The 23,845-nt window shown below is 72.5% G+C and carries 18 protein-coding genes; 14 read left to right on the forward strand and 4 right to left on the reverse strand.

The features are described from left to right. Positions 1 to 343: 343 nt before the first annotated feature. From O2W15_RS23540 to O2W15_RS23570, 7 genes are all read left to right on the forward strand, one after another. Complete coding sequence (locus tag O2W15_RS23540) at positions 344 to 1,366, forward strand: phosphatase PAP2 family protein (RefSeq protein WP_269181218.1); 1,023 nt, start codon at positions 344 to 346, stop codon at positions 1,364 to 1,366. A gap of 9 nt (positions 1,367 to 1,375) precedes the next feature. Then, entirely contained in the window at positions 1,376 to 2,107 is a 732-nt protein-coding gene (locus O2W15_RS23545; RefSeq protein WP_269181219.1) for an SIR2 family NAD-dependent protein deacylase, read from the forward strand. Between the two features lie 96 nt (positions 2,108 to 2,203). Beyond that, positions 2,204 to 3,742: an AMP-binding protein gene (locus O2W15_RS23550; RefSeq protein WP_269181220.1), complete on the forward strand. Its 1,539-nt coding sequence runs from the start codon at positions 2,204 to 2,206 to the stop codon at positions 3,740 to 3,742. A 329-nt stretch (positions 3,743 to 4,071) separates the two neighbouring features. Next, positions 4,072 to 5,427 (forward strand): C40 family peptidase, encoded by a 1,356-nt coding sequence (locus tag O2W15_RS23555; protein WP_269181221.1) that lies wholly within the window; start codon positions 4,072 to 4,074, stop codon positions 5,425 to 5,427. Between the two features lie 182 nt (positions 5,428 to 5,609). After that, a complete protein-coding gene (locus tag O2W15_RS23560) occupies positions 5,610 to 6,797 on the forward strand; it encodes an AAA family ATPase (protein WP_269181222.1) in 1,188 nt (395 codons plus the stop codon). Further along, positions 6,794 to 7,768 carry a DUF58 domain-containing protein gene (locus O2W15_RS23565; protein ID WP_269181223.1) on the forward strand — a complete coding sequence of 325 codons (975 nt, stop codon included), beginning with the start codon at positions 6,794 to 6,796 and terminating at the stop codon, positions 7,766 to 7,768. Before O2W15_RS23560 ends, O2W15_RS23565 begins: the two co-directional genes overlap by 4 nt. Further along, the gene (locus tag O2W15_RS23570; protein WP_269181224.1) at positions 7,765 to 8,721 is read left to right on the forward strand and encodes a VWA domain-containing protein; all 957 of its coding nucleotides are present in this window, start codon (positions 7,765 to 7,767) and stop codon (positions 8,719 to 8,721) included. Before O2W15_RS23565 ends, O2W15_RS23570 begins: the two co-directional genes overlap by 4 nt. A 34-nt stretch (positions 8,722 to 8,755) precedes the next feature. Here the strand turns inward: O2W15_RS23570 and O2W15_RS23575 are convergent, their stop codons facing one another. The 4 genes from O2W15_RS23575 to O2W15_RS23590 form a co-directional block, all read right to left on the reverse strand. Continuing rightward, positions 8,756 to 9,727: a quinone oxidoreductase family protein gene (locus O2W15_RS23575; RefSeq protein WP_269181225.1), complete on the reverse strand. Its 972-nt coding sequence runs from the start codon at positions 9,725 to 9,727 to the stop codon at positions 8,756 to 8,758. Positions 9,728 to 11,048: 1,321 nt separating this feature from the next. Continuing rightward, the gene (locus O2W15_RS23580; RefSeq protein ID WP_269181226.1) at positions 11,049 to 14,300 is read right to left on the reverse strand and encodes a DEAD/DEAH box helicase; all 3,252 of its coding nucleotides are present in this window, start codon (positions 14,298 to 14,300) and stop codon (positions 11,049 to 11,051) included. A 257-nt stretch (positions 14,301 to 14,557) separates the two neighbouring features. Beyond that, positions 14,558 to 14,728, reverse strand: a complete 171-nt coding sequence (locus O2W15_RS23585; RefSeq protein WP_269181227.1) for a Zn-dependent oxidoreductase — start codon at positions 14,726 to 14,728, stop codon at positions 14,558 to 14,560. A 304-nt stretch (positions 14,729 to 15,032) separates the two neighbouring features. Further along, on the reverse strand, positions 15,033 to 16,769 hold the full coding sequence (locus tag O2W15_RS23590; RefSeq protein WP_269181228.1) for a DUF429 domain-containing protein: 1,737 nt from the start codon (positions 16,767 to 16,769) through the stop codon (positions 15,033 to 15,035). An 808-nt stretch (positions 16,770 to 17,577) separates the two neighbouring features. On the opposite strand from O2W15_RS23590, the gene O2W15_RS23595 reads away from it, so the two are divergent. The 7 genes from O2W15_RS23595 (at position 17,578) to O2W15_RS23625 (ending at position 23,794) form a co-directional block, all read left to right on the forward strand. Then, positions 17,578 to 18,636, forward strand: coding sequence for an ABC transporter substrate-binding protein (locus tag O2W15_RS23595; protein ID WP_269181229.1), 1,059 nt, complete (start codon positions 17,578 to 17,580; stop codon positions 18,634 to 18,636). A gap of 29 nt (positions 18,637 to 18,665) precedes the next feature. Next, positions 18,666 to 19,505, forward strand: a complete 840-nt coding sequence (locus tag O2W15_RS23600; RefSeq protein WP_269181230.1) for an ABC transporter ATP-binding protein — start codon at positions 18,666 to 18,668, stop codon at positions 19,503 to 19,505. A gap of 2 nt (positions 19,506 to 19,507) precedes the next feature. After that, positions 19,508 to 20,296, forward strand: a complete 789-nt coding sequence (locus tag O2W15_RS23605) for an ABC transporter permease (RefSeq protein WP_269165093.1) — start codon at positions 19,508 to 19,510, stop codon at positions 20,294 to 20,296. A 5-nt stretch (positions 20,297 to 20,301) separates the two neighbouring features. Next, positions 20,302 to 21,132 (forward strand): ABC transporter permease, encoded by an 831-nt coding sequence (locus O2W15_RS23610; protein WP_269181279.1) that lies wholly within the window; start codon positions 20,302 to 20,304, stop codon positions 21,130 to 21,132. After that, on the forward strand, positions 21,129 to 22,220 hold the full coding sequence (add, locus tag O2W15_RS23615; protein ID WP_269181231.1) for an adenosine deaminase: 1,092 nt from the start codon (positions 21,129 to 21,131) through the stop codon (positions 22,218 to 22,220). The genes O2W15_RS23610 and add overlap by 4 nt, the downstream gene beginning before the upstream one ends. Then, the gene (locus tag O2W15_RS23620; protein ID WP_269181232.1) at positions 22,217 to 23,263 is read left to right on the forward strand and encodes an isopenicillin N synthase family dioxygenase; all 1,047 of its coding nucleotides are present in this window, start codon (positions 22,217 to 22,219) and stop codon (positions 23,261 to 23,263) included. Before add ends, O2W15_RS23620 begins: the two co-directional genes overlap by 4 nt. A gap of 240 nt (positions 23,264 to 23,503) precedes the next feature. Then, entirely contained in the window at positions 23,504 to 23,794 is a 291-nt protein-coding gene (locus O2W15_RS23625; RefSeq protein ID WP_269165090.1) for an SRPBCC family protein, read from the forward strand. The last annotated feature ends 51 nt before the right edge of the window (positions 23,795 to 23,845 follow it).

Here is a 23,845-nt window from a genome sequence, read left to right on the forward strand (position 1 = left end):
CGGAAGATGTCGTACTCGGTGCCGTCGACGTCGAGCGTCGCCCGGGCTCCGAAGCTGTTCTTGCTGGCTGCCACTCTTGCGCCTCACCCTCGCTGGTCCTGCGCGCGTCCTGCGCCTCGATGTGCCACCCCCGATCATCCCAGCCCCCGGCCGGTTGTGTGGAGCAAGGCCACCCTTCCTCACCCTCGGTGAGCATCCTCACGACGGACGGCGCTCGGGCCCGGGTGCCGTTCCCGACCCCACGTGCCCGGCCAGTCACCGCAGTCACGGGGGACGCGCGCCCGCGGCGTGCCGTGCGCCGGCGGCCGCCACACGTGCGCTGGGTCACCTAGCGTGCCGCGCCATGAGCCTCGCGGAGACCACGGGAACGACGACGTCCCCGGTCGGGCAGCCGGACCTCCCGGCGGCCCGCCACCGCGGTGCGCGCGCGCTGGGGACCGGCGGGCTGCTGGCCGCCTTCGTCGCCACCTGTCTCGTCACCGGCCTGCCGACCGATCGCCTGGTGCTGCTGGGCTGGGTGCTGGCAGTGCTGGCGGTGCAGTCCCTGGGCCGGGGATGGCCGGTGCTGCTGCGGCTGTTCGCCGACTGGCTGCCGCTGGCCGGGGTCCTGCTGCTCTACGACCTCAGCCGCGGGTTCGCCGACGGGCTGGGCGTGCCGGTGGCCGTCGGTGAGCTCGCGGCCGCCGACCGCCGGCTCGCCGGTGGCGTGCTGCCCACCGTCTGGCTGCAGGAGCACTGGGGCGGCGAGGCGTGGGCGGTGTTCGCGTCGCTGGTCTACAGCAGCCACTTCGTGGTGACGCCGGTGGTGCTCGGGGTCCTCTGGCTGCGCGACCGGAGCCGCTGGACGGCGTACGCCCGGTTGGTCGTGGGGCTGTCGGCGGCCGGGCTGGTCACCTACGTGCTGTACCCCGCCGCCCCGCCGTGGCTGGCCGCGAAGGACGGCGTCATCGAGCACGTGGACCGGCTGAGCAACTCCGGCTGGGCCGTGCTGGGGCTGCAGAAGGCCGGTGCACTGCTGTCGGCCGGGCAGGGGCAGGTGAACCAGGTGGCGGCGGTGCCCTCGCTGCACACCGCCTTCGCCGTCCTGACCGCGCTGGTGCTGCTGCCGGTCGCGCACCGGGTCTGGCAGCGGGTGGCGCTGGTCGGCTACGCGGTGGCGATGCCGGTCGTGCTGGTGTGGTCCGGGGAGCACTACGTGGTGGACACGCTGCTCGGGGCGGTCTACGCCGGGGCGGTGTGGCTGCTGGTGCCGCGGCTGGTCGCGGCGGCGACCCGCGCGGTGCGGCGCCCGGCGCTGCCGCCCGTGGTCGCCGGGCCGCTGCGGTCGGAGGTCGGGGAGCCGCTGCCGGAGGCGGTGGCTGCCTAGCCTGGGGAGGTGACCCCTCCCGCCTGGCTTGCCGAGGCACGCCGGATCTGCGTGCTCACCGGGGCCGGCATCTCCACCGACAGCGGCATCCCCGACTACCGCGGCCCCAACGGCGTCTGGACCCGCGACCCGGACGCGGAGAAGCTGGTGACCCTCTCGTACTACGTCGCCGACCCGGAGATCCGCCGCCGGGCCTGGTTGATGCGCCGGGACACCGCCCCCGATGCGCGCCCCAACGCCGGCCACGCCGCGCTGGTCGAGCTGGAGCGGCAGGGCCGGCTGCGGGCGCTGCTCACCCAGAACGTCGACGGGCTGCACACCGCCGCCGGCAGCAGCGCGGTGCTGGAGCTGCACGGCACGGTCCGCGAGGTCGAGTGCCTGGCCTGTGGTGCGCGCACCCCGATGGCAGCGGCGCTGGCCCGGGTGGACGCCGGCGAGGCCGACCCTGCCTGCGTCGACTGCGGCGGCGTCCTCAAGTCGGCGACGATCAGCTTCGGCCAGGCGCTGGACGCCGACGTGCTCGACGCCGCCGCGCAGGCCGCCGCCGACTGCGACGTCCTCCTGGCCGTCGGCACCTCCCTGGGTGTGCACCCGGCGGCCGGGCTGGTCGAGGTGGCCGCCGCCGGTGCCCGGGTGGTCATCGTCAACGCCGAGCCGACCCCCTACGACGGGCTCGCCGACCTGGTCGTGCGGGAGCCGATCAGCGAGGCGCTGCCCCGGTTGCTGGCCGCCGCGGACTGAGCGGCTCGTGGTCGCGCGCCGTGGCCGTTAGCGTGACGGCGACCACGTTCGGACTCGGCCGGCACCGCAGCCGGCCTCGGCCCCGGGGAGCCCGGCATGCGCGTGCCCTTGACCACCCGTGACTTCCTCGACCGGGCGGAGCTGGTCTACGGCGACCGGATCGGCGTCGTCGACGAGCCGACCCAGCCGGCGGCCTCCCTCGGGGAGCTGAGCTACCGGGACGTGGCCCGACGGGCCCGCGCGGTCGCCGCCGGGCTGGACGCGCTGGGCATCGGCGAGGGGGAGCGGGTGGCGGTGGTCAGCCACAACTCGGCCCGGCTGCTCGAGCTGCTCTACGCCGTCCCCGCGTTCGGCCGGGTGCTCGTGCCGGTCAACTTCCGGCTGGCGCCGGCGGACTTCGCCTACATCGTCGAGCACTGCGGCGCGCGCGTGCTGCTGGCCGACCCGGAGGTGGAGTCGCAGCTGTCCGGCATCGACGTCCCGCACCGCTTCCTGTTGGGCGAGGAGTACGAGTCCGGGCTGCTCCGGCACGACGCGGAGCCGCGGCCGTGGTCCGCGCCGGACGAGGACGCCACCGCCACGATCAACTACACCAGCGGGACGACGGCGCGGCCCAAGGGCGTGCAGATGACCCACCGCAACCTCTGGGTCAACGCCACCACGTTCGGCCTGCACATGCAGGTCAGCGACCGTGACGTCTACCTGCACACGCTGCCGATGTTCCACTGCAACGGCTGGGGGCTGCCCTACACGGCGGCCGGCGTGGGGGCCACGCAGATCGCGTTGCGCAAGGTCGACGGCGCCGAGATCCTCCGCCGGGTCGAGCAGCACGGCGTCACGCTGATGGCCGGTGCACCCGCCGTCTGGAACGCCGTGCTCGATGCGGCCGCCGACTGGGACGGCGAGGTGCCCGGGCGGGACCGGGTGCGGATCATCGTCGCCGGGGCGCCGCCGCCCTCGCGCACGATCGCCCGGGTGGAGGAGGAGCTGGGCTGGGAGTTCAACCAGATCTACGGGCTCACCGAGACCGCGCCGCTGCTGACGATCAACCGGCCCCGGGCCGAGTACGACGAGATGGACGTGCAGACCCGGGCGAAGGCGCTGTCCCGGGCCGGGTCGCCGGCGCTGGGCACCCGGATCAGCACCAGCGAGTCCGGTGAGGTGCTGGCGCAGGGCAACACCGTGCTGGCCGGCTACTGGGAGAACCCGGAGGCCTCCGCCGACGCCCTCGACGGCGGCTGGTTCCACACCGGGGACGGCGGCACCGTCGACGACGCCGGCTTCCTCGCCATCTCCGACCGGAAGAAGGACGTGATCATCTCCGGCGGGGAGAACGTCTCCTCCATCGAGGTGGAGGACGCCGTCTTCAGCCACCCCGCCGTCGCCGAGGTCGCGGTGATCGGCGTGCCCGACGACCGGTGGGGGGAGATGGTGACCGCGCTGGTCGTGCTGGCCGAGGGCGCCACCGCCTCTGAGGCGGACATCATCGCGCACTGCCGGACGACGCTGGCCGGCTACAAGGCCCCCAAGCGGGTGGAGTTCCGCGACGGCATCCCGCGCACCGCCACCGGCAAGATCCAGAAGTTCAAGCTGCGCGAGTCCTTCTGGGCCGACTCCGAGCGCCAGGTCAACTGAGGAAGGAGCCCCTCCCAGGGCCCCACCCTTCGCGAGCTCAGGGCGGGGCCCTGGGAGGGGGCCTGACCCGGCTCCTATGAGTGGCCGGGCCGGTGCTCACCGTGCGTGCTGATCCACCTCACCCCGACGGGGGAGGTCCCTCCGACGGCGCTCAGCCGTTCACCCGATCCGGTCGATGACCCCGCGAGAGCACACCCCGAGGGGTGTGCCGGGACTGGTCGAGACCGGCGTCGTCGAACACCCTGGCGCCGGGCAACGGAGGAGTCGGGTTCGTGCACGCACAGTTCGGTACGCAGGTCAGCACAGGACGACGAGCAGGTGCCCGCTGGGTGCAGCGTGCGCTCGCCGCCGGCACCGTCGTCGCCGCGTGTCTGGTGGTCGCCCCCGGGACGGCCGCGGCGGCACCGAGCGACAGCGAGATCTCCGCCGCCCAGCAGGCCCGCGAGGAGGCCGCCGCCCGGGTCGGGGCGATCACCGGTCAGCTCGCCGGGGCGCAGGCCGCGGTCGACGAGGCCCGCATCGGGTCGCAGATCGCGCTGCAGGACTACGAGGAGCGCCAGGGCGCCTACGACGAGGCGCGCGCCGCCGCCGACGCGGCGCAGGCCGCTGCCGGCCAGGCCGCCGCCGACGTCGCGGTGGGCAAGGGCGAGGTCGCCGCCTTCGCCCGGGACAGCTACAAGCAGGGCAGCACCAACCCCGGTGCCCGGGCGCTGATGACCGCCGGTGGACCGGGGGAGCTGATCGAGCGCGCTGCGCTGCTCGGCGCCGTGGGGGAGCACCGGGTCGACGTCGTCGCCGAGCTCACCGTGCTGCAGGAGCAGGCGACCGTCGCCGAGCAGGCCGCCCAGCAGGCGGTCGGCGAGGCCGAGACGCTGAAGACCGAGGCCGCCGGGCTGCTGGCCGCCGCGCAGGTGCAGGAGGTCGCCGCCCGCGACCAGGCTGCTGCCCTGGCCACCCAGCAGGTCGAGGTGGAGCAGGAGCTCGTGCAGGCGCAGCAGACGCTGTTCGGCCTGGAGGGTGCGCGGCAGGCGGCCGAGGAGCGCGCGGCCGCCCAGCGGGCCGCGGCCCCGGCTCCGGCTCCCTCGCCGTCCCCGTCCGCCCCGTCGTCCTCCTCGGGGAGCGGCCGCTCGGCGCCCGCGCCGGCTCCGGCTCCGGCTCCGGCGCCCGCGCCCGCGCCGGCTCCGGCTCCGGCTCCGGCTCCGGTCCCGGTGGCACCCAGGCCCGCCCCGGCGCCGGCCCCGGTGCCGAACAACGCCGGTGCCCCGTCCGGGTCGGCCGTGCAGACCGCCATCGCGGCGGCGAAGACCCAGCAGGGCCTGCCCTATTCGTGGGGTGGTGGCGGCAGCCGCGGTCCCAGCTACGGCATCCCGCCGGACACCCACATCTGGGGCTTCGACTGCTCGGGGCTGACCGAGTACGCCTACGCCCAGGCCGGCATCGCCATCGGTGGCACCAGCCGGGCGCAGTGGGCCCGCTTCAGCGACCGGACGGTGGGCCGCAACGACCTGCAGGCCGGCGACCTGGTGTTCTGGGGGAGCGGCAGCAACTACAGCTCGATCTACCACGTGGCCCTGTACATCGGCGGCAACAAGGTCATCCAGGCTCCGCAGAGCGGGGATGTGGTGCGGATCAGCACCATGTGGTTCGGCAGCGACTACTTCGGTGCGGTGCGCCCCACTGCCTGAGGCCGGCCCGGCACGCGTGTGAGGCGTCGGGCAGCCACGGGGGGAGCTGCCCGACGCGAGCGTCAGGCTAGCAGTCCAGCCGGTCTCCGGGCAGGGGACGACGACGCCCCGAACGGGTGTCGTCGTCCCCCGCACGACGCAGCCGCGGTCGCCCGCACAGGCAGGTGTAGGACACTCGACGCGTGACCGCCGCAGGCAGCTCGCCCGCCCCCGAACAGCCCACGCCGCCCTCGGTCGACGCCGCCCGCCTGGAGCGTGCGCTGTTCGAGATCAAGCGGGTCATCGTCGGCCAGGACCGGCTGGTCGAGCGGATGCTCGTGGGGCTGCTGGCCCGGGGGCACGTGCTCCTCGAGGGCGTCCCCGGCGTCGCGAAGACCCTCGCCGTGGAGACCCTGGCGACCGTCGTCGGCGGCAAGTTCTCCCGGCTGCAGTTCACCCCGGACCTGGTGCCGGCCGACATCATCGGCACCCGGATCTACAAGTCCGGCCAGGACACCTTCGCCACCGAGCTCGGGCCGGTGTTCGCCAACTTCCTGCTCGCCGACGAGATCAACCGTGCGCCGGCCAAGGTGCAGTCGGCGCTGCTGGAGGTCATGGCCGAGCGGCAGGTGTCCATCGGCGGGGTCACCCACCCGCTGCCCGACCCCTTCCTGGTGCTCGCCACCCAGAACCCGATCGAGAACGAGGGCGTCTACCCGCTCCCGGAGGCCCAGCGCGACCGCTTCCTGCTCAAGGTGCTCGTCGACTACCCGAGCCCGGAGGAGGAGCGCGAGATCATCTACCGGATGGGGTCGACCCCGCCGCAGGCCCAGCCGGTGCTGGGGCCCGAGGACGTGCGCCGGCTGCAGCGCACCGCCTCGGAGGTGTTCGTGCACCACGCGCTGGTCGACTACGTCGTCCGGCTGGTGGTGGCGACCCGGGCGCCGCACGAGCACGGGATGCCCGACGTCGCCAGCTGGGTCTCCTACGGCGCCAGCCCGCGCGCCTCGCTGGGCCTGATCGCCTCCAGCCGGGCGCTGGCGCTGATCCGCGGCCGCGACTACGTGCTGCCCCAGGACGTGCTCGACGTGACGGGTGACGTGCTGCGGCACCGCCTGGTGCTCTCCTACGACGCGCTGGCCGACGGCGTGCCGGCCGACCACATCGTCAAGCGGGTGGTGCAGAGCGTGCCGCTGCCGCAGGTCACCCCGCGGCAGCGCGCCGCCGGCTACGGGCCCGGTAACCCCGGTGGCCCGTCGGTGCCCGGCTTCGGCGGTCCGTCGTTCGGCCCGCCGCAGGGCAGCCCGAACGGTGCCCCGCAGGGCAGCTCGAACGGTGCCCCGCAGGGTGGCGGTCGTCCCGACGGCGGCTTCGGGCCGCAGTCGGTGTGACCGGTCCGGACGACACCGGCCGGGCGGTGGGGAACGGCGCGCCGCCGCACTTCGGCCCCGGCAGCAACTCGGCGGTGTTGCTGCGCCGCCTGGAGCTGACCGTCCGCCATCGGCTGGACGGGCTGCTGCAGGGCGACCACCTCGGGCTGGTGCCCGGCTCGGGCAGCGAGGCCGGTGACTCGCGGACCTACCACCCCGGGGACGACGTCCGGCGGATGGACTGGCCGGTGACCGCGCGCACCCAGGTGCCGCACGTCCGGGAGACCATCGCCGACCGCGAGCTGGAGACGTGGGTCGTCCTCGACCTGTCGGCGAGCCTGGACTTCGGCACCGCCGAGTGCGAGAAGCGGGACCTGGCGATCGCCGGGCTCGCGGCGGTGAGCCACCTGACCGTGCACGGCGGCAACCGGCTGGGCGCCGTCGTAACCACCGGTGAGCGGGTTGACCGGTACCCGGCCAGCCCCGGGCGGCTGGCCGCCGACCGGCTGCTGCGGTCCGTCGTCGCCACCCCGCGGGCCGGCGCCGGCCGGCGCGGCGACCTGGCCGAGGCGCTGGAGTCGTTGCGCCGCCCGCCGCGGCGCCGCGGACTGGTGGTGGTGATCTCGGACTTCCTCGGATCGGATGCGCAGGGCACCGCCGACTGGGAGCGCCCGCTGCGGGGGCTGTCGGCCCGGCACGACCTGCTGGCCATCGAGGTGGTCGACCCGCGGGAGCTGGAGCTGGCCGACGTGGGGCTGCTGACCGTCGTCGACCCGGAGACCGGCCAGACGCTCGAGGTGCCCACCGGCAACGCAGAGGTCCGCCGCCGCTTCGCCGAGGGCGCCGCCGCGCAGCGCCGTGAGATCGCCGCCGCCCTGCGCCGGGCCGGTGCCGGGCACCTGAGACTGCAGACCGACCGCGACTGGCTGGCCGACGTCGTCCGCTACGTCGCCGACCGCCGGCGCGCCGGCAGCGGAGGGGCCTCCCGATGACCTTCCAGTCCCCGTCGTGGCTGACCGCGCTGCTGGCGGTGGTGGCCCTCGTCGGCCTCTACGTGGTGCTGCAGCGCCGCCGGGCCAAGTACGCCGCCCGGTTCACGAACGTGGCGCTGCTCGGTTCGCTGGTGCCCAAGCGGGCGGGCTGGCGCCGGCACGTCGCGTTCGGGCTCGTCGCCCTGGGGCTCGCGGTGCTGGTCACCTCGCTGGCACAGCCGAGCACCGAGGTGCGGGTGCCCCGGGAACGCGCCACGGTGATCATGGCCGTCGACGTCTCGCTGTCGATGCGCGCGACCGACGTCGAACCCGACCGCTTCCAGGCCATGCAGCTGGCGGCCGAGGAGTTCGTCGAGGTGCTGCCGGAGCGGATCAACCTGGGCCTGGTCGCCTTCGCTGGGACGGCGGCCACCCTCGTCACGCCGACCACGGACCGGGACGAGGTGCTCACCGCGATCGACAACCTCGAGCTGGCCGAGGCGACCGCGATCGGGGACGCGATCTTCACCTCGCTCACCGCCATCACCAACTACCAGGCGACGCTGGCCTCGGAGGGCATGGAGGCGCCGCCGGCCCGGATCGTGCTGCTGTCCGACGGGTACAGCACCGTGGGCCGGGAAGCGACCCAGGCGATCGACGCGGCCAACGCCGCCTCGGTGCCGGTCTCCACGATCGCGTTCGGCACCGACTACGGCACGCTGGACATCAACGGGGAGCGGGTGCCGGTGCCGGTCGACCGGGCCACGCTGGAGCAGATCGCCGAGGAGACCGACGGCAGCTACAGCGAGGCGGCCAGCGCCGAGGAGCTGTCGGAGGTGTTCGAGGACCTGGGCAGCCAGATCGGCTACACCACCGAGCCGCAGGACATCAGCCCGTGGTTCGTCCGCGGCGGCCTCTTGTTCGCGTTCCTCGGCGTCGTCGCGTCCCTGCTCTGGACCAACCGGCTGCTGTAGCCCCTCCCCGGGTGCGCCGGGGAGGGGCAGGTGCTCAGCGGGTCGGGTCGAGGACGAGCTTGCCGGTGGTGCGGCGGGCGAGCAGGTCCTGGTGGGCCTCGCGGACGGCGGTCAGCGGGTAGCGACCGCCGGCGACCGGCTTCAGGCTGCCGTCGGCGACCATCGACAGCAGGTCGGTCATCGCGGCGTCCATCATCTCCGGCCGGGTCATGCAGTGCGCCAGCCAGAAGCCGATGACCGCCCGGCTGGTGCCCATCAGCGCGGGCACGGCGACCGTGGCGGGGGCCTCGCGCCCGGCCATGCCGTAGGCGACCAGCCGGCCGAACGGGGCCAGCGCCGACAGCGACCCGTCGAAGACGTTGCCGCCGGTCATCTCCAGGACGATGTCGACCCGCTTGCCGCCGTTGGCCTCGCGGAGCGCGGCGGTGAAGGCCTTCGGGTCGTCGTTCGCCAGCGCCGGGTCGACCGTGGCGTCGGCACCGAGCGACTCGGCGAGCTCCCGCTTCTCCGGGCTGGAGGCGGTGGCGATGACCCGGCCGGCGCCCCAGCGCTTGGCCAGCTGGATCGCCAGCGTGCCGACCCCGCCGGCGCCGGCGATGACGACGACGGACTCGCCCTCGGCCAGGTGGGCGGAGGTGCGCAGCAGGTGCCAGGCGGTCGCGCCCTGCAGGACGACGGCGAGCGCCTGCTCGTCGGTCACCCCGTCGGGCACCGGCCAGGTCAGCCGCGGGTGCGCGGCGACCTGCTGCGCGTAGCCACCGCCGGGCAGCAGCCCCACCACGCGCTGGCCGCCACCGGCCGGGGTGCCGACGAACTCGGCGCCCGGGATCAGCGGTAGCTCCTGCTTGGCGAGGTAGCTGTCCTCCGTCTGGTGGGTGTCGGCGAAGTTGACGCCGGCGGCGGAGACGTCGTAGAGCTTCTGGCCGGGGACGGCCTCCGGCTCCGGGATGTCGACGATGTCCAGGACCTCGGGCCCACCGAAGCGGGTAATCTGCACGGCTCGCATGCAGTGAGGCTAGGGCAGCCGTGCGGGTCCACCGTCAACAGCTGAGGCGGCCGCGCCGACGACCGCGTTGTGTCGGTCTGATCGCTGGGCGGCTGCGGCCAAGCGTCTGGTTCAGACGCCCACGGCGCCCAGCTTCCTGGACCGGCAGCGGGCGGCCGACCGGCAGCGTGGCAGAGATGGCTTCGAGCGCTGACCAGCTCGGCCTCGCCGTGACACTCGCGGAGGTGGCTGGGTCCAGCTGACGTCCCTCGATCCCGAGCGCGCCCCCGTATCTTGACGTCAACCGACCCGCATCCCGACAGGAGCTCCGCCGATGAAGCCGCCTCTACCCGCCGCTGAGATCCGCGCGCTTGCGAAGGAAATGGGCCTCCCAGTCGGTTCACGCGGCGCCATCCCGGCCAAAGTGGTACAGGTCGTCTACCAGGCGCAGAAAAACATCGCACTACGCCGGCGCGCACGCGCCGCCGGTCGTGTGGTGCTGTTCCTTGCGCCTGACATCGTCCGAGCCGCGGCCAATCGCGGGGCTCGCCCGAGGCAGTAATCACGGGGGCCTGGCTAGGGGACCGCCGGCGAACGGCACCAGGCTGACGGCGCCCTTCACGCCCGCTCCCGATAGCTCGCGGCCCGTCGACTTTCCTAGAGGCGCATCCATGTGAGGACCGTAGGCCGAGCGGCTAGGTTCGCTCCAGGGCGCACTCGTCGAGTGCCGGGCCGTCCAGGGACTCCCGGCGCGGGGCGACCAGGTCCGCCAGCCCGCAGGAAGTCGTGGCAGCGCGATGATGCTACTCATGACCACTCCGATCGATCTTCGCCAACTGGCGGCCACCTACGGTGCCGTCGACCGGGTTACCTGGCGTCAAATTCAGGAGTACTCGTAGGAGTTCTGGGACGTGCTAGCGGCACTTACGCCAGATCAGCGACGTGAGTTTCGTACCAAGCTCCTGGACGGCCGATTCCCTCCAACGCTGCTGGCTTCAGCTGCTTATGAGGGCCAGGACGACACCGACGTAGCGGCCCTGTCTTTATGGACCCGCTACCAGCCGACGTCGTCATCCGAACTCGCTGCCTGGGTAGCAATCATGGTCGCGGTGCTGACGCACCTCGACAACGAAGCAAATCCTGCTCCGGCTCCGCCGCCGCTGACCGTCATCGTGATCGAGCTACCCGTGGAGAACCGGCCTACGGAGGAGCTGCCACCGGCTGGACCGCCGACGTCGTCGGCTGAGTGAGGCCGCAGCCTTCGCGGTGCACCTCTGCGGCGGGCGCTCGTGCTGACCTGAGTCTCCGACCTCGAGCCCGCGCTGTGGTGCGGGGGGCTACCTCAGGAAGTCCGTCCTTCGTGCTCTGCGAGCGCCCGTTCGAGCACGTCGAAGAACGGATGACTCCTCCATGCGCTTCGATCCCCGATGATGTAGAGCCGGTGTCGTGCACGGCTGACGGCGACGTTCACCAGGTTGGGAGCGGAACTGGCCCACCGTTTGGCGCCGGGGCGCAGGGGATCGCCACCGAGGACGAAGAAGACGACGTCGGCCTCCTTGCCCTGCGCGGTATGGACCGTGCCGGCGACCAGGCCGCGGTGATCCTCTTGTAGGCCTTCTAGCGCGGTGGCGACCGCGCGGAAGGGCGAGACCGCGATGACGTCCGCCATCTGGACACCCTTGTGCGCGAGGTGGGCCAGAGCGGTTCTCAGCCGCCGGATCTCCGCGCGCTGGAGGTGGTTGCCCTCATCGGCGGCGCGGACGTCGAGCCATTGACTGCGGGGAAGCGTGGGCCTCGGGTCCGGCCGGTTCCGGACCCCGTCGATCATCAGGCCCTCGTAGGCGATGCTGTTGCAGATGCCGAACATCGGCGCATCGCAGCGTCGGTGCACCCGCAGTGGCGCACTGACCCAGAGCGGGTCAGCGCCGTTCTTCAACGTCGTCCCGTAGCGGCCCACCCGGTCGGCGAGCCGCTGCACCGACGTCATGGAAGGAATCCACTCGTCGTCGACGGAGAAGGCGGCCGCGATGTCCTGCTGGGCGCGGCGCGGCACCGTGACAACCGGGGTCAGCTGCATGGGATCACCGACGGCGAGAACCCTCTTCGCGCGCCATATCGCTCCGACTGCCGCCTGCGGGGTCGCCTGCCCCGCCTCGTCGATGAGCAGCCAGCCCAGCGCACCCGGTCCGAGCCCGTGCAGCATGCGGCCCACCGAGGCGAAGGTCGTCGAGACGAGAGGCACGACTAGGAAGAGCAGCTGCCACGCTGCGCGCCGGGCCTCCGGTGCGAGAGTCCTTGGTGCGGCTCCGCTCACGACGTCCAGCGACGCCTGCAGGTCCCTGCGGATGTTCGGCACGTTGGCCCAAAAGGCCTCGTGCAATCGCAGGGCGGCGAGGAAAGCCTTGGACCGGGCCTCGTCGAGGCTGCGGTCGAGCCAGGCGGTGTGCAGCTCGCGCCACTCGTCGTCCTGGAGCCACTCGGCCGTGGGGTATGCCGACCCCACGGTTGCTGCGTCCTCCCGGACCGCGCGATCGAGCGCGTCGAGGTCCGACCGCAGCCGGCTCCGCGTGCGGAGACCCGTGTCCCGCTCGCCGGTGATCCTGGCGGCGGAGGCGGCGAGATCGTCGAGAATGCGACGTGCTGGCGCCGCGGCTGACTCGGCCTCGGCCAGGTCCGCCTCAAGGCTGACCAGCATCCGCCGCCATTCTCGCGTCGTCCCACGGCTGAACAGCTTCTCCAGCCATCCCGGCTCGTTCTCTTTGTGCCGCACGTAGCGCACCGAGCGCTCCCCGACGACCGACTCGAGGCGTCGAAGGGTCTCCCCGGCAAAGTCCACTTGGTCCGCGGTCGAACGCAGTTCCGCATCCAGCTGGGAGATGCGGTCATCGGTCGCAGCCAGGTCGAGGCGAGTCTGCCTCGAGCGGTCGAACCGGTCCTGCGCCTCGCTCCGCTGCTTGAGCAGCACACCGACGTCTCGGCGTGCCTTGGCGAAGGCCTCCCTCCGCTCGCGCCAGGAGGGCCGGTCAGCCGGCGTGGACTCCCAGTTCTTGAGCCGCTGCTGAAAGCCGAGGACCACGTCCCCTGGGGGCTGGGAGGACGAAGTCTGGGGGCCCTTGCCGAACCAGAACGCGGAGAAAAAGCTGCCTCTGTTCGCGCTTTTGCCCAGGCGTGCGGCCAGCAGCCCCCACGCGGCGACGGGAGGCAGCTTCTTCTGCTCCTTGGTGCGTTGCCGGTCGGCGATCTCCGACGCTAAATCGGCGAAGTAGTCGGCGACGCCGTCCGGATCGTGGATTTCCTGCCGCCGCGGCAGCTCGTCGGAGACGTTCTGCACCGCCGCGTTGTTTGAGGAGGCGAGGAGCATTTCGAACCCTGTCACCTCGTCTCTCAGCGCGCGGATCCGTCTGCTGTGGTCGCCGACCTTCCACTCGTGGGTCGTGGCGGTGAAGGCCTCGGCGGGTGCGCCGAAGGCGGCGAGGGCCTCCGCGCGCCGTACCACGTTGCCCGCGAGGACGTCGCGGAGCATCGTCGTCTTCCCGGTGCCGGGCGGTCCGTTGACGCCCATCACGGTGGCAGTGCTGCCCAGGGAGGCGAACGCCTCGTTGACCGCAAACTGCTGGCTGGTGGCGAGGTGCATGTCGGGGCGTGACAGCCACCGGCCGACGGGCAGCCGTTCGACGCGGGTACCCGCGATGACCTCCTCGGGTCGCTGGCGGATGTCCACCCGGTCAGACTCCGGCACGCCGCCGGCGGGGGTCAGGTACTGGCGGAGGGCGGGGGCCCACTCGGAGGTGGCGACCGTGTAGAGATCGTCGAGCAGGAAGCTGTTGAGGAAGTCCGGCAGCTGCTCCGGAGCGGCCGCATCGCGGAGCACCGCCCTGCTCGCGATCCGCACCCGGGCGGTGGCGACCCCCTCGAGACCGGCGACCCCCGCCACCTTCGTGGCGAGCTCGACCAGGTCGGTCAGCAGGCCGGCGTCGATGCGCGGCCGGTCGGGCGCTTCCGTGGCCGGATCCGTGGCCGGCTGCGAGCCGGTGGCGCCCTCCACCCTCTGGCGCGTCGGTGCGAGTCGCTCGGTGAACTCCGCGGCCAGCCGATCCTGGGCCTCGTCGAAGCCTGTGGACCAGCGCGGGTCCGCGACGCCCGGGTCGACGGTGCGGCCGAGCCCCCACAACGCCGAGGACAGGACGGCGCTGTCCTCGACCATCCGGCCGTCGGCGTCCACCAGGAGCATGGCGCAGGCGCTCGTCCCGCCGGGGCGCTCGTCGTGGGCGTCCTCGTCGTGTGGGAAGACCCGGTGCAGGTGCTCGTAGACGGCCTCGAGGTCGTACACCCCGAGATAGATGACGTGCTGCCAGTCCCTGGCCTTGTCCTTGGCCTTGTCTCCGGTCTTGTCCCTGATGGGCTGCGGTGGGGCCATCACGTCCCACGGCAGCGGACGGCCGGGGCTCCAGTCGACCACGGGGCGATCGGCATGCCCGGGATCCGGATTCTTCACCTGTTGCGGACTGAAAAGCTCGAGCAACCGCCAGAACTCGACGACGTCGACCTGCCGGGCTTCCGGTCGTCGAGTTCCATTTCCCCCCGATGCGGTCATGCGGCCACGCTATGGACGTCGTGGGCTTTCCGCCCCGTGAAGCTCGGTGGCTGGACCCGGCGCCACTTTCCACGGGGCGAAGGACGCCACGTCGGGAGTGGCCCCGCGTGCCCTCATCCCCTCATTTTTTCGGCGACGGAGTCTGCATCCGGCTCGCTGCAACCGCTGTCAGGCGTTTTGATGCGGATCCACACTGTCCCGGTTGTGACCACACCGCTGCGCGGCGCCTCCGCCGGCGGTTGGCGGAGGCGCCTGGTTCAGGGACGGTGTAAGCAGTTGTGCGACAGCCGGTGGTGGGTGTCGGCGAAGTTCACGCCGGCGGCGGAGACGTCGTAGAGCTTCTGCCCCGGACCGGCTTCCGGCTCGGGGATGTCGACGACGTCGAGGACCTCGGGACCGCCGAAGCGGGTGATCTGCACAGCACGCATGGGGGTGAGGCAATGACCTGCTCACGCCCGAACGTCATTCCGGCCAGTCCCGCCGGTCGCCGGCGACGCCGGCCGCCGGGTGCTCGGCCGCGGCGTGGTGGTGAGCCGCCGGCCCCAGAAGTGGAAGTGGTCGTGCCACGGCGTGTCTCCGGACCGCTCGAGCCAGAGGGTGACCGCGCGCAGGGATGTTGCGGCCCGGTGGACGACGGCGAGCTCGTCGTAGCGGGCGGACAGGGGGTGCCCGCAGCCCCACCGCTGGTGGTGGGCTTCCCATCGCTCGCGCGGGCGGCTGCCGGGCCGCCAGTCAGTCGCCCGCGAGCCGCTGCAGCCGGGTGGTCAGCGCGGTCCGCCGGTCGGCGTTCCCGTGCAGTTCCACGTACCGCTGCCCGAAGCCGGCCAGCAGTGTGTCGTCCAGCCGACGCACGGCACCCGGGGGATAGCGGTAGTCCATCCGGGCCGGGATGCCGCTGTCGTCGGTGCTGCGCAGCACCTCGCCCAGCTCCACCAGGCTGGTCACGCCCAGTTCCAGCAGCAGGCCGGAGATCCAGGTGTAGTGGTCCGGGCGCGACCAGCCGGCGTCGGCGTACTGCCCGGCCAGGAACGCAGCCAGCTCGCGGGGCGCGATCCGAGGGTCGTCGGGGTCGGTGTCGTCGGCCTCGTCGGCGGGAACTGGTGCCCGAAGGCGCTCGCGGATCGCGGTGAACTCCTGGTCGGCCAGCTCCAGCAACCCGGCGGCCAGGGTGAACCGGCGGTCGAACTCGGAGGCGTGCTCGGCCGGCACCGTGCCCTTGTAGCGGATGTCGTGCTCGAACTCAGCCCAAGCGTGCTGCAGCACCGTGCGCACCTGCACCTGCACCACGCGCCCGACCAGTTCCGGCAGCTCGGGCGCCCGGCCCGGGTCCACGCCGATCAGCAGGTGCCGGCTGGAGTAACCGAACCGGCCCTCCTGCGCGGTCCGCCGACCCATGTCGCGGTCGTCGATCACCCGCACCTGCGCGGCCAGCAGCTCGGCGACCGCCTCCACGTCGCTCTGCACGTAGGTGATCACCCGCACGCCGATCTGGTCGGTGATCTCCCGCGCCGGATCCGGGTAGGCGAGCACGCCGTCGACCGTGCGGGCCGCCTTCTCCGCGAACGAGGCGATGGTCTTGGTCCGCCCGGTCACCGACAGGTAGTTGATCCCCGCGTCGTCGAGCACCCCGGTGACGAGTGCGAGCGCCTGCGCCCCGGCGACCAGGGTCTCGGGCCGGCCGTCGGCGTACGCCTGGATGGCCTGCTGCACCGGGTCGGCCGCGGGTGCGGCGACCCGGGGGCCGGGCTGCAGGTCCGGCGGCAGGGTCGGGGTCACGATGGCGCCGCCGGCCGCGTCGCCGTAGGTGGTCACCTCGTCCGGGCGCCGGACGGCGATCCATCCCACGTAGGCGCACACCACGGCGTCGACCTGGTCCTCCGCCACCCGCAGCTCGCTCTTGCGGGTGGCGGCCTGCACCTGCTGGCGCAGCCCGGCGAACGGTGCGCCGAGGTCGAGCTCGACCACCGCGCCCAGCAGGTCGATGAGCAACAGCAGTTCCGCGCGCATCTGCTCGAGCACCCGGCCCGGCTTGTTCTTGTACTTCAGCGTACGGCCCAGTCGGAACAGCGCCACCGTCGCCGCGTGCGGGTAGACCTCGATCCCACGGCGGTCGCGGCCCGAGCGGGGATCGAGGTCCAGCCGCAGGCGCCGGCCGATCCGCCCGGCCCGGGTGTCACCATCGGTGAACTCGGGTTTCCCGGTGTTCGTCGGGTGCGTCCCGGCCTGGAACCTCGCGAAGTCGGCGTTCAGCGCCCGCTCGGCGGCCCGGTTGCCGGTGGCGTTGGTGACCACCAACGGGGCGTCGATCGCCACGATGCACGGGCCGACGGTGAACGGTGCCAGCGCGGTCTCGATCTGCTCGTCGGTGCGCACCGCGCAGACGTGCACCAGCCGGCCGGCGTCGTCGAGCACGGCGAGGCCGGTGGGCTGCTTGAGCCCCCAGGCGAGGTCGATCCCGATGTGCTGCACGGCGTCAGCTTGCCCTGTAGCGCGCCTCGTCGGGGCTCGTCCCGCGGGATCTGCCTGGCGTGTGCGTGTGACGATCTGCCCGAGGTCGCTCGGATGAGCGCCGTTCCACTGGCCGAACTGTTTGCCGGGTGGACGATCGCGAGGACACGGAGCAGCTGCGCGGAACCCGTCGCTCCCGCCGGAGGCCCGCCTGCTGGCCGCCACCTGCTTGGTCGACGAGCGCTCGCGGGGCGTGATCAGGCCGATGATCGCGAGGGAGCCGATGACCGCATCGCCGACCTGCACGTCGTCGCAGCGTCGCGGATGCGCACCTGCCCCGTACCGGCCCCGGGTGCTCGGAACAGCGGGCCATGCGGTCGCCGCCCGATGCCCCGTGGCGCCGGATCATGTCTCGGTAAGCGGGCAGGGGCCGCCAGGGCCCGGAACGCAGAGCTGCAGGTCGCCGGCTCACCAAGTGCCCACCCGGTTGCCCACCTGCACTCGAGGGCTGGCATCCCGTCCCCGGCAAGCGCTACGCGGAAGCCGCCGTCCTTGAGATGGTCCTCGATCTTCCACGCGCACCCTCGCCCGCGTCCCGCGCGACGATCGCTCAACGACATGCTCCCGGCCGGTCAGCCCATGGGGACTCGTTGCACGAGCAAGACGAGGATCGGGCCGCCCAGCGCATCCGCCGCTGGGCGAGCGGGTTAACCGACGCGAAACACCAGAGGCTGAACGGCGAAACGACCCGCTCCTAGCTTCAGCCCGACCCCATGCCGGGACGGCACCCCCACCCCGCCGAGGGTGTGGCTGAGATACGGAGCACCTCATGACCTTCCGCCACCGCACCGTGCGCACCGGAGCACTGCTGACCGCCGCCGCGCTCGTTCTCACCGCATGCGGGTCCGACGACGGCGAGTCCGCAGCCGCCAGCGGCGGGGAGGGTGACCTCGGCGACCTCACGCTCCAGTTGTCGTGGATCAAGAACGCCGAGTTCGCCGGTGAGTTCTTCGCCGACAGCCAGGGCTACTACCAGGACGCCGGGTTCGGCTCGGTGACGATGGACCCCGGTCCGGGCGCCATCGAGACGCTCGTCGCCACCGAGGACGCCGACTTCGGCCTCAGCAACGCCGTCTCCGCCGCCCAGGTCATCGCCGAGGAGGACGCGCCGCTCAAGATCGTGGGCACCAAGTTCCAGAAGAACCCGTTCACGATCCTCTCGCGCGCGGACGGTGGGAACATCGCGACACCGCAGGACCTGGTCGGCAAGACGATCGGCGTGCAGGCCGGCGGCAACGAGACCCTCTTCGACGCACTGCTCGAGGTGAACGGCATCGACCCGGCCGACGTGCAGAAGGTCCCCGTCGAGTACGACCCGGCACCGCTCGTCGACGGCGAGGTCGACGGCTTCCTGGCCTACCTGACCAACGAGTCCATCACCGTCCAGTCGCTCGGCATCGAGGTGACCAACCTGCCCTTCGCCGACAACGGGCTGCCCTTCGTCGCCGAGTCGGTCATCACCACCGACCGCATGATCGCGGAGGAGCCGGAGAAGGTGAAGGCGTTCCTCGAGGCGGAGATCCTCGGCTGGCAGGACGCGCTCGCCGACCCCGCCGAGGGCGCGCGGATGGCGGTCGAGGAGTACGGCAGTGACCTGCAGCTGGACATGGAGAAGGAGCTCGAGCAGTCGGCGGTGCAGGCCGGCCTGATCGTCACACCCGACGTCGAGGCGAACGGCCTGTTCACCATCTCCGACGAGCTGATCGAGCAGAACATGACCACGCTCGAGGCGGCCGGCATCGACCTCGAGGCCGCCGACCTCTTCGACCTGTCGCTGCTCGAGGAGCTGCTCGAGGAGAAGCCCGAGCTCACCGAGCTGCCCTCCTGACCCGGCCGGACGCGACGGAGAGGTTCGACATGGCCCAGGTCGCAGAGGCGTCGACGAGTGCCGGTGCCGGGGGAACAGCTCCCTCGATCGGCACCGGCGTGCGGATCGACCACCTGAGCAAGACCTTCCGGGTCGGTCGCCGGACGGTGGCCGCCCTGGAGGACGCCACCTTGTGGACGGACAAGGGCAGCTTCCTGTCGCTGCTCGGCCCGTCCGGCTGCGGCAAGTCCACGATCCTGCGGATCCTCGCGGGGTTGGAGGAGCCGACGTCCGGCTCGGCGCTCGTGGAGGGCCGGACGCCGCTGCAGCTCCGCCGCGGGAACGAGCTGGGGATCGCCTTCCAGAACTCCGCCCTGCTGCCGTGGCGGTCGGTGCTGTCCAACATCCGGCTGCCCTTCGAGGTCTCGGGGCAGAAGCCGGACGACGCGCTGGTGGCCGAGCTGATCGAGCTGGTCGGCCTCGGGGGCTTCGAGAAAGCGAAGCCGGCCCAGCTGTCGGGCGGCATGCGCCAGCGCGTGTCGATCGCCCGGGCCCTCGTCGTCACCCCGTCGGTCCTGCTGCTCGACGAGCCGTTCGGCGCGCTGGACGACATGACACGCCAGCGGCTCAACGTGGAGCTGCTGCGGATCTGGACGGAGAAGCCGGCGACCACGCTGATGGTCACCCACAGCATCTCGGAGGCGGTCTTCCTCTCCGACCAGGTCGCCGTGATGAGCGCGCGCCCCGGGCGGGTGCAGGAGGTCCTGCAGGTCGACCTGCCCCGACCGCGGACCCCCGACCTGATGCGGACACCGGAGTTCCACGCCCTGCACGACCGGGCCTCGGAGCTGCTGTTCGGCGGGGCGTCCGCCGTGCCGGGTGAGGTCTGAGCGTGCACCTCTCGCGAGAGTCCATCCGCTCCCTGCGCACGGGCGCGGTCGGCATCCTCGCGTTGGTCGCCGTGTGGTGGCTGGCCGCGCTCACCGTGCTGTCCGGCGCCCGGGTGCCGACCCCGGACGGCGTGCTCACCACCGCGGTCGAGGCCGGCTGGGGCTTCTGGTCGCTGCACTTCGGGATGACGCTCCAGGAGGCCTCGGTCGGCTTCCTCTACGGCACCCTGGCCGGCCTCGTCGTCGCCTCCCTGGTGCTGCTGTTCCCCGTCGCCGAGCCGGTCCTGATGCAGGTGGCGGTGATGAGCTACTGCGTGCCCCTGGTCGCCATCGCACCGGTGCTGTTCATCGTCATCGGCAACCCGGACGAGGGGGAGCGCTCCGGCACCGCCACCGCCCTCGCCGCCCTGGCGGTCTTCTTCACCACCGTCGTCGGCACCGTGCTCGGGCTCCGCTCCGCCGATCGGGCCAGCCTCGACGTGGTGCGGGTCTTCGGTGGCGGCCGGGTCCGGCAGCTGCAGAAGGTGCAGCTGATCTCGGCCCTGCCCTCGATCCTCGCCGCCATGCGGATCGGCGCGCCGGCTGCGTTCCTCGGCGCGATCCTCGGCGAGTACGTCGGGGGAGTGCAGCGCGGCGTCGCGCTCATCCTCAAGATCGCCCAGCAGAACGTCGACGTCGAGCAGGCGTGGGCGGTGGGGATCGGCTGCGCGCTGATGGCCGGGACGGTCTACGCCGTCCTGGGTCTGGTCGGCCGGGTGGTCACGCCGTGGTCGAAGGGAGCGGCGTCGTGAGCACGATGCTGCCCGGTACCGACCGGGTCACCGGCGGGACCGGGTCGCTGCTGCGCTCCGTGTTCCGCCAGGTGGCCACCACCGTGCTCGTGCTGGGTGTGGTGGTGCTCCTCTGGATCGCCGCGCTGCGGGTCTGGGACGTCTCGACGTACGTCGGCAAGACCCCGGCGGAGGTGTGGACCAGTCTCTTCGGGGACGCGGACTCGGCGGAGCTGCGCGCGGAGATCTGGACGCTGTTGCAGCAGACGTTGATCGACGCCGCCGTCGGGTTCGCCGCCGGCATGCTGACCGCGATCGTGCTGGCGGCGGTCGTCGTCCGGTACAAGCTGCTCGAGGGGGCGGTGATGCCGGCCGCGGTGGTGCTGCAGACCGTCCCGCTCATCGCGCTGGCGCCCATCCTGATCCTGCTCGTCGGCCGCGGCTACGCCGTCGTCGCACTGATGAGCGCGATCGTCGTCCTCTTCCCAGCCCTGGTGAACATCGTGGCGGGGCTGCGCTCGGTCACCCCGCAGATGCGGGACCTGGTGCTCGTCTACGGCGGGTCGCCGTCGACCGTGCTGCTCAAGGTGGGGTTCCCGTCCGCGCTGCCCGCGCTCTTCGCCTCCGTGCGGATCGCGGTGCCCGGTGCCCTGACCGGCGCGCTCCTCGCCGAGTGGCTGGCGACCGGGAAGGGCATCGGTTACGCCGTCGTGTCCGCCGCCAACCGTTCGCAGAACACCCGCGTCTGGGCGCTGGTCGTGGCCATCACCCTGACCGCGCTGCTGCTCTACCTCCTCGCCCAACTGCTGGAGACGGCGGTGCTCAGCCGGTTCGGGCGCGCGGTGGGTCAGCGGTGAGCCTCGCGACCAGGGTGCACTCCACGCCCGTACCGGCCGACCCGGCCATCGACGCGATGGTCGCCGCCCTGCCGAAGATCAGCCTGCACTGCCATCTCATCGGCAGCGTGGCCCCGCAGACGGTGATCGACCTCGCCCGGAAGCACGGCGTCGCCCTCGGCCGGTCCGCAGAGGAGCTGTACGACCACCACAGCTACGCCGACCTCGGTGAGTTCCTCCGCGTGCTGGACGTGGTCGGCTCGCTGATCCGCGACGTCGACGACTTCCGCAGGGTCACCTACGAGTCCCTGACCGCCGGTGGCGCAGACCACGGAGTGCTCTACCGGGAGGTGCACCTGAGCCCGCCGGGCCACCCCGGGGTGCCGTACCGCCGGATCCTGGAGGGCGTCCTCGCCGGAGCCCGGGACGCGGAGACCGACACCGGCGTCCGGGCCGCCTTCCTGGTCGGCCTCTGCCGGGAGCGCAGCGGCGCCGCCGCCGTCGAGCTGGTCGAGCAGGTGGTGGAGCACCGCGCCGACGAGGTGCTCGGCATCGGGCTCGACTACGCAGAGGTCAACGGGCCGCCGGGCCGTTTCGTCGACGCCTACCGGCTGGCGGCGCGGCACGGCCTGCAGCGGACGGCGCACTCGGAGTCCGGCCCGCCGCAGCACGTCGAGGTCCTGCTCGACCAGCTCGGCTGCAGCCGGGTCGACCACGGCTACCACGTGGTGGACGACCCGGTCCTCACCGCGCGGTGCGTGGCGGAGCGGGTGCCGTTCACCTGCACCCCGGTCAGCTCCGACATCGGTCGCTACTCCGGCAGCGGGGACGGCAGCCACCGCCGGATCGCGGAGATGGTCGACGCCGGGCTCTGCGTGACCATCGACAGCGACGACCCACCGATGTTCGGCACCGACCCGACCCACGACTACCGCGTGCTCGCGCACGCTCTCGGCTACCGCCGCGACCAGCTCGCCGCGTTCACCCGCAACGCCGTCGAGGCCTGCTGGCTCGACGAGACGGACAAGGCCGGCCTGCTCGCGCGGGTCGAGGCCGTCGTGTCCACCACCCCCGATGCACCCCCACCCGTCCCGAAGGGCCGAGCATGACCACCGCGTTCCACGTCCCGACCGTCGACATCTCGCCGTACGTCGGCGCCGGCACCCCGGAGGAGCGCGCAGCCACGGCGGCGGCCTTCGACGAGGCGGCCCGCACCGTGGGCTTCGTCCAGGTGCTCGGTCACGGCATCCCGACCGCCGTCACCGACGCCTTCGCGGCCGCCCTCGACGAGTTCTTCCTCCTCCCGCTGGAGGTCAAGGAGCAGTACCGGACGCCGCCGGAGATCAACCGGGGCTACGCCCCTCCCAAGACGGAGTCGCTCAGCCTCAGCCTCGGGCTCGCGCCGTCCAACCGCATGCACGACTTCTTCGAGGCGTTCAACGTCGGGGCTGCGGTGTCGGACTTCCCGGGACTCGACCTGCCCGAGGCCGACTACCCGGAGAACGTCTGGCCGGCCGAGGCCTCGTCGTTCCGCGGTGCCGTCTCCGCCTACTCCGACGAGGCCTCCCGGGTGGCGCGGACCCTGACGACGATGTTCGCCGACGCGCTCGGCCTGCCGGACGGCTTCTTCGAGCGCTACACCGACCACAGCCTCGACGTGCTGAGGATGAACAACTACGCCCTGGAGCCCGGCGCGCTCGAACTCGACGGCGATCTGACCGGCATGGGGGAGCACACGGACTACGGCATCGTCACCGTGCTCTGGGCCGACCAGGTCGCGGGGCTGCAGGTGCTGGGGCGCGACGGGGCCTGGCACGACGTCCAGCCGGCCGACGGTGCGCTGCTGATCAACCTGGGTGACCTGATGGCGCGGTGGACGAACGAGCGCTGGATGTCGACCCTGCACCGGGTCAAGCCGCCGATCGTGGACGGCAGCATCCAGCGGCGGCGCAGCGCGGCGTTCTTCCACGACGGCAACATCGACGCCGTCATCGAGACGCTGCCGACCTGCGTGGGCGACGGGTCGCCGTACTCGCCGATCACCGTGGGGGAGCACATCCGCGCCAAGCTCGCCGGCTCCCGGGCGGGTGTGGCCAACACCGAGGCCGAACGCGAGGCCGCCCGGGTGTTGGCAGCGCAGGGCAGCGCCTGAGGGCCGGACCATCTCCCTCCCGCGACGCGTGGTCCACGCGGTGCGGTGGTTGCGCTCGTAGGCCCATGTGGTGGCGTCCCGCCATCGTGCGGCGGCCGGCCCCCGCTGGCGCCGGTGCTGAGGTGCCACCGGTGCCAGAACGATGAACGACCTCACCCGCTGCCGCGAGGAGTCGGAGTCCCTCAGGCTCGAGGCCTCGCGGCATAGGGTCCCGGCGAGATGGGGGTCGGGGTCAGGTCCATGGGCGTCGGCGCCACCCGAGCCTTCCGCACCGGCAAGGTCGTCACGATCGAGCGCATCACCGCTCTCGACCCTCCCCGGCGTTTCGCCTACGAGGGAGCGCGCAATGCCTTCATCTCCGACTACGCCGCGGTGATCGAACTGGACGAGACGTCCTCCGGGGGAACGGTCATCCGGTGGTCAGGCAGCTACACCGCTCGCTGGGGCACCCGGTGGCTGATGCGTCGCATCATGCGCGCGGTGATGCAGAAGATGGCGGACGGTCTGGCGTCCTACTCGTCCGCGCAGTGAACCCGGTCGGGCATGGGGTCGCCGGCCCGACAGCGGCAACCTCGCCCAGGG

Origin of the sequence: Modestobacter sp. VKM Ac-2979, assembly GCF_026967995.1 — a bacterium.
GTDB lineage: Bacteria > Actinomycetota > Actinomycetes > Mycobacteriales > Geodermatophilaceae > Modestobacter.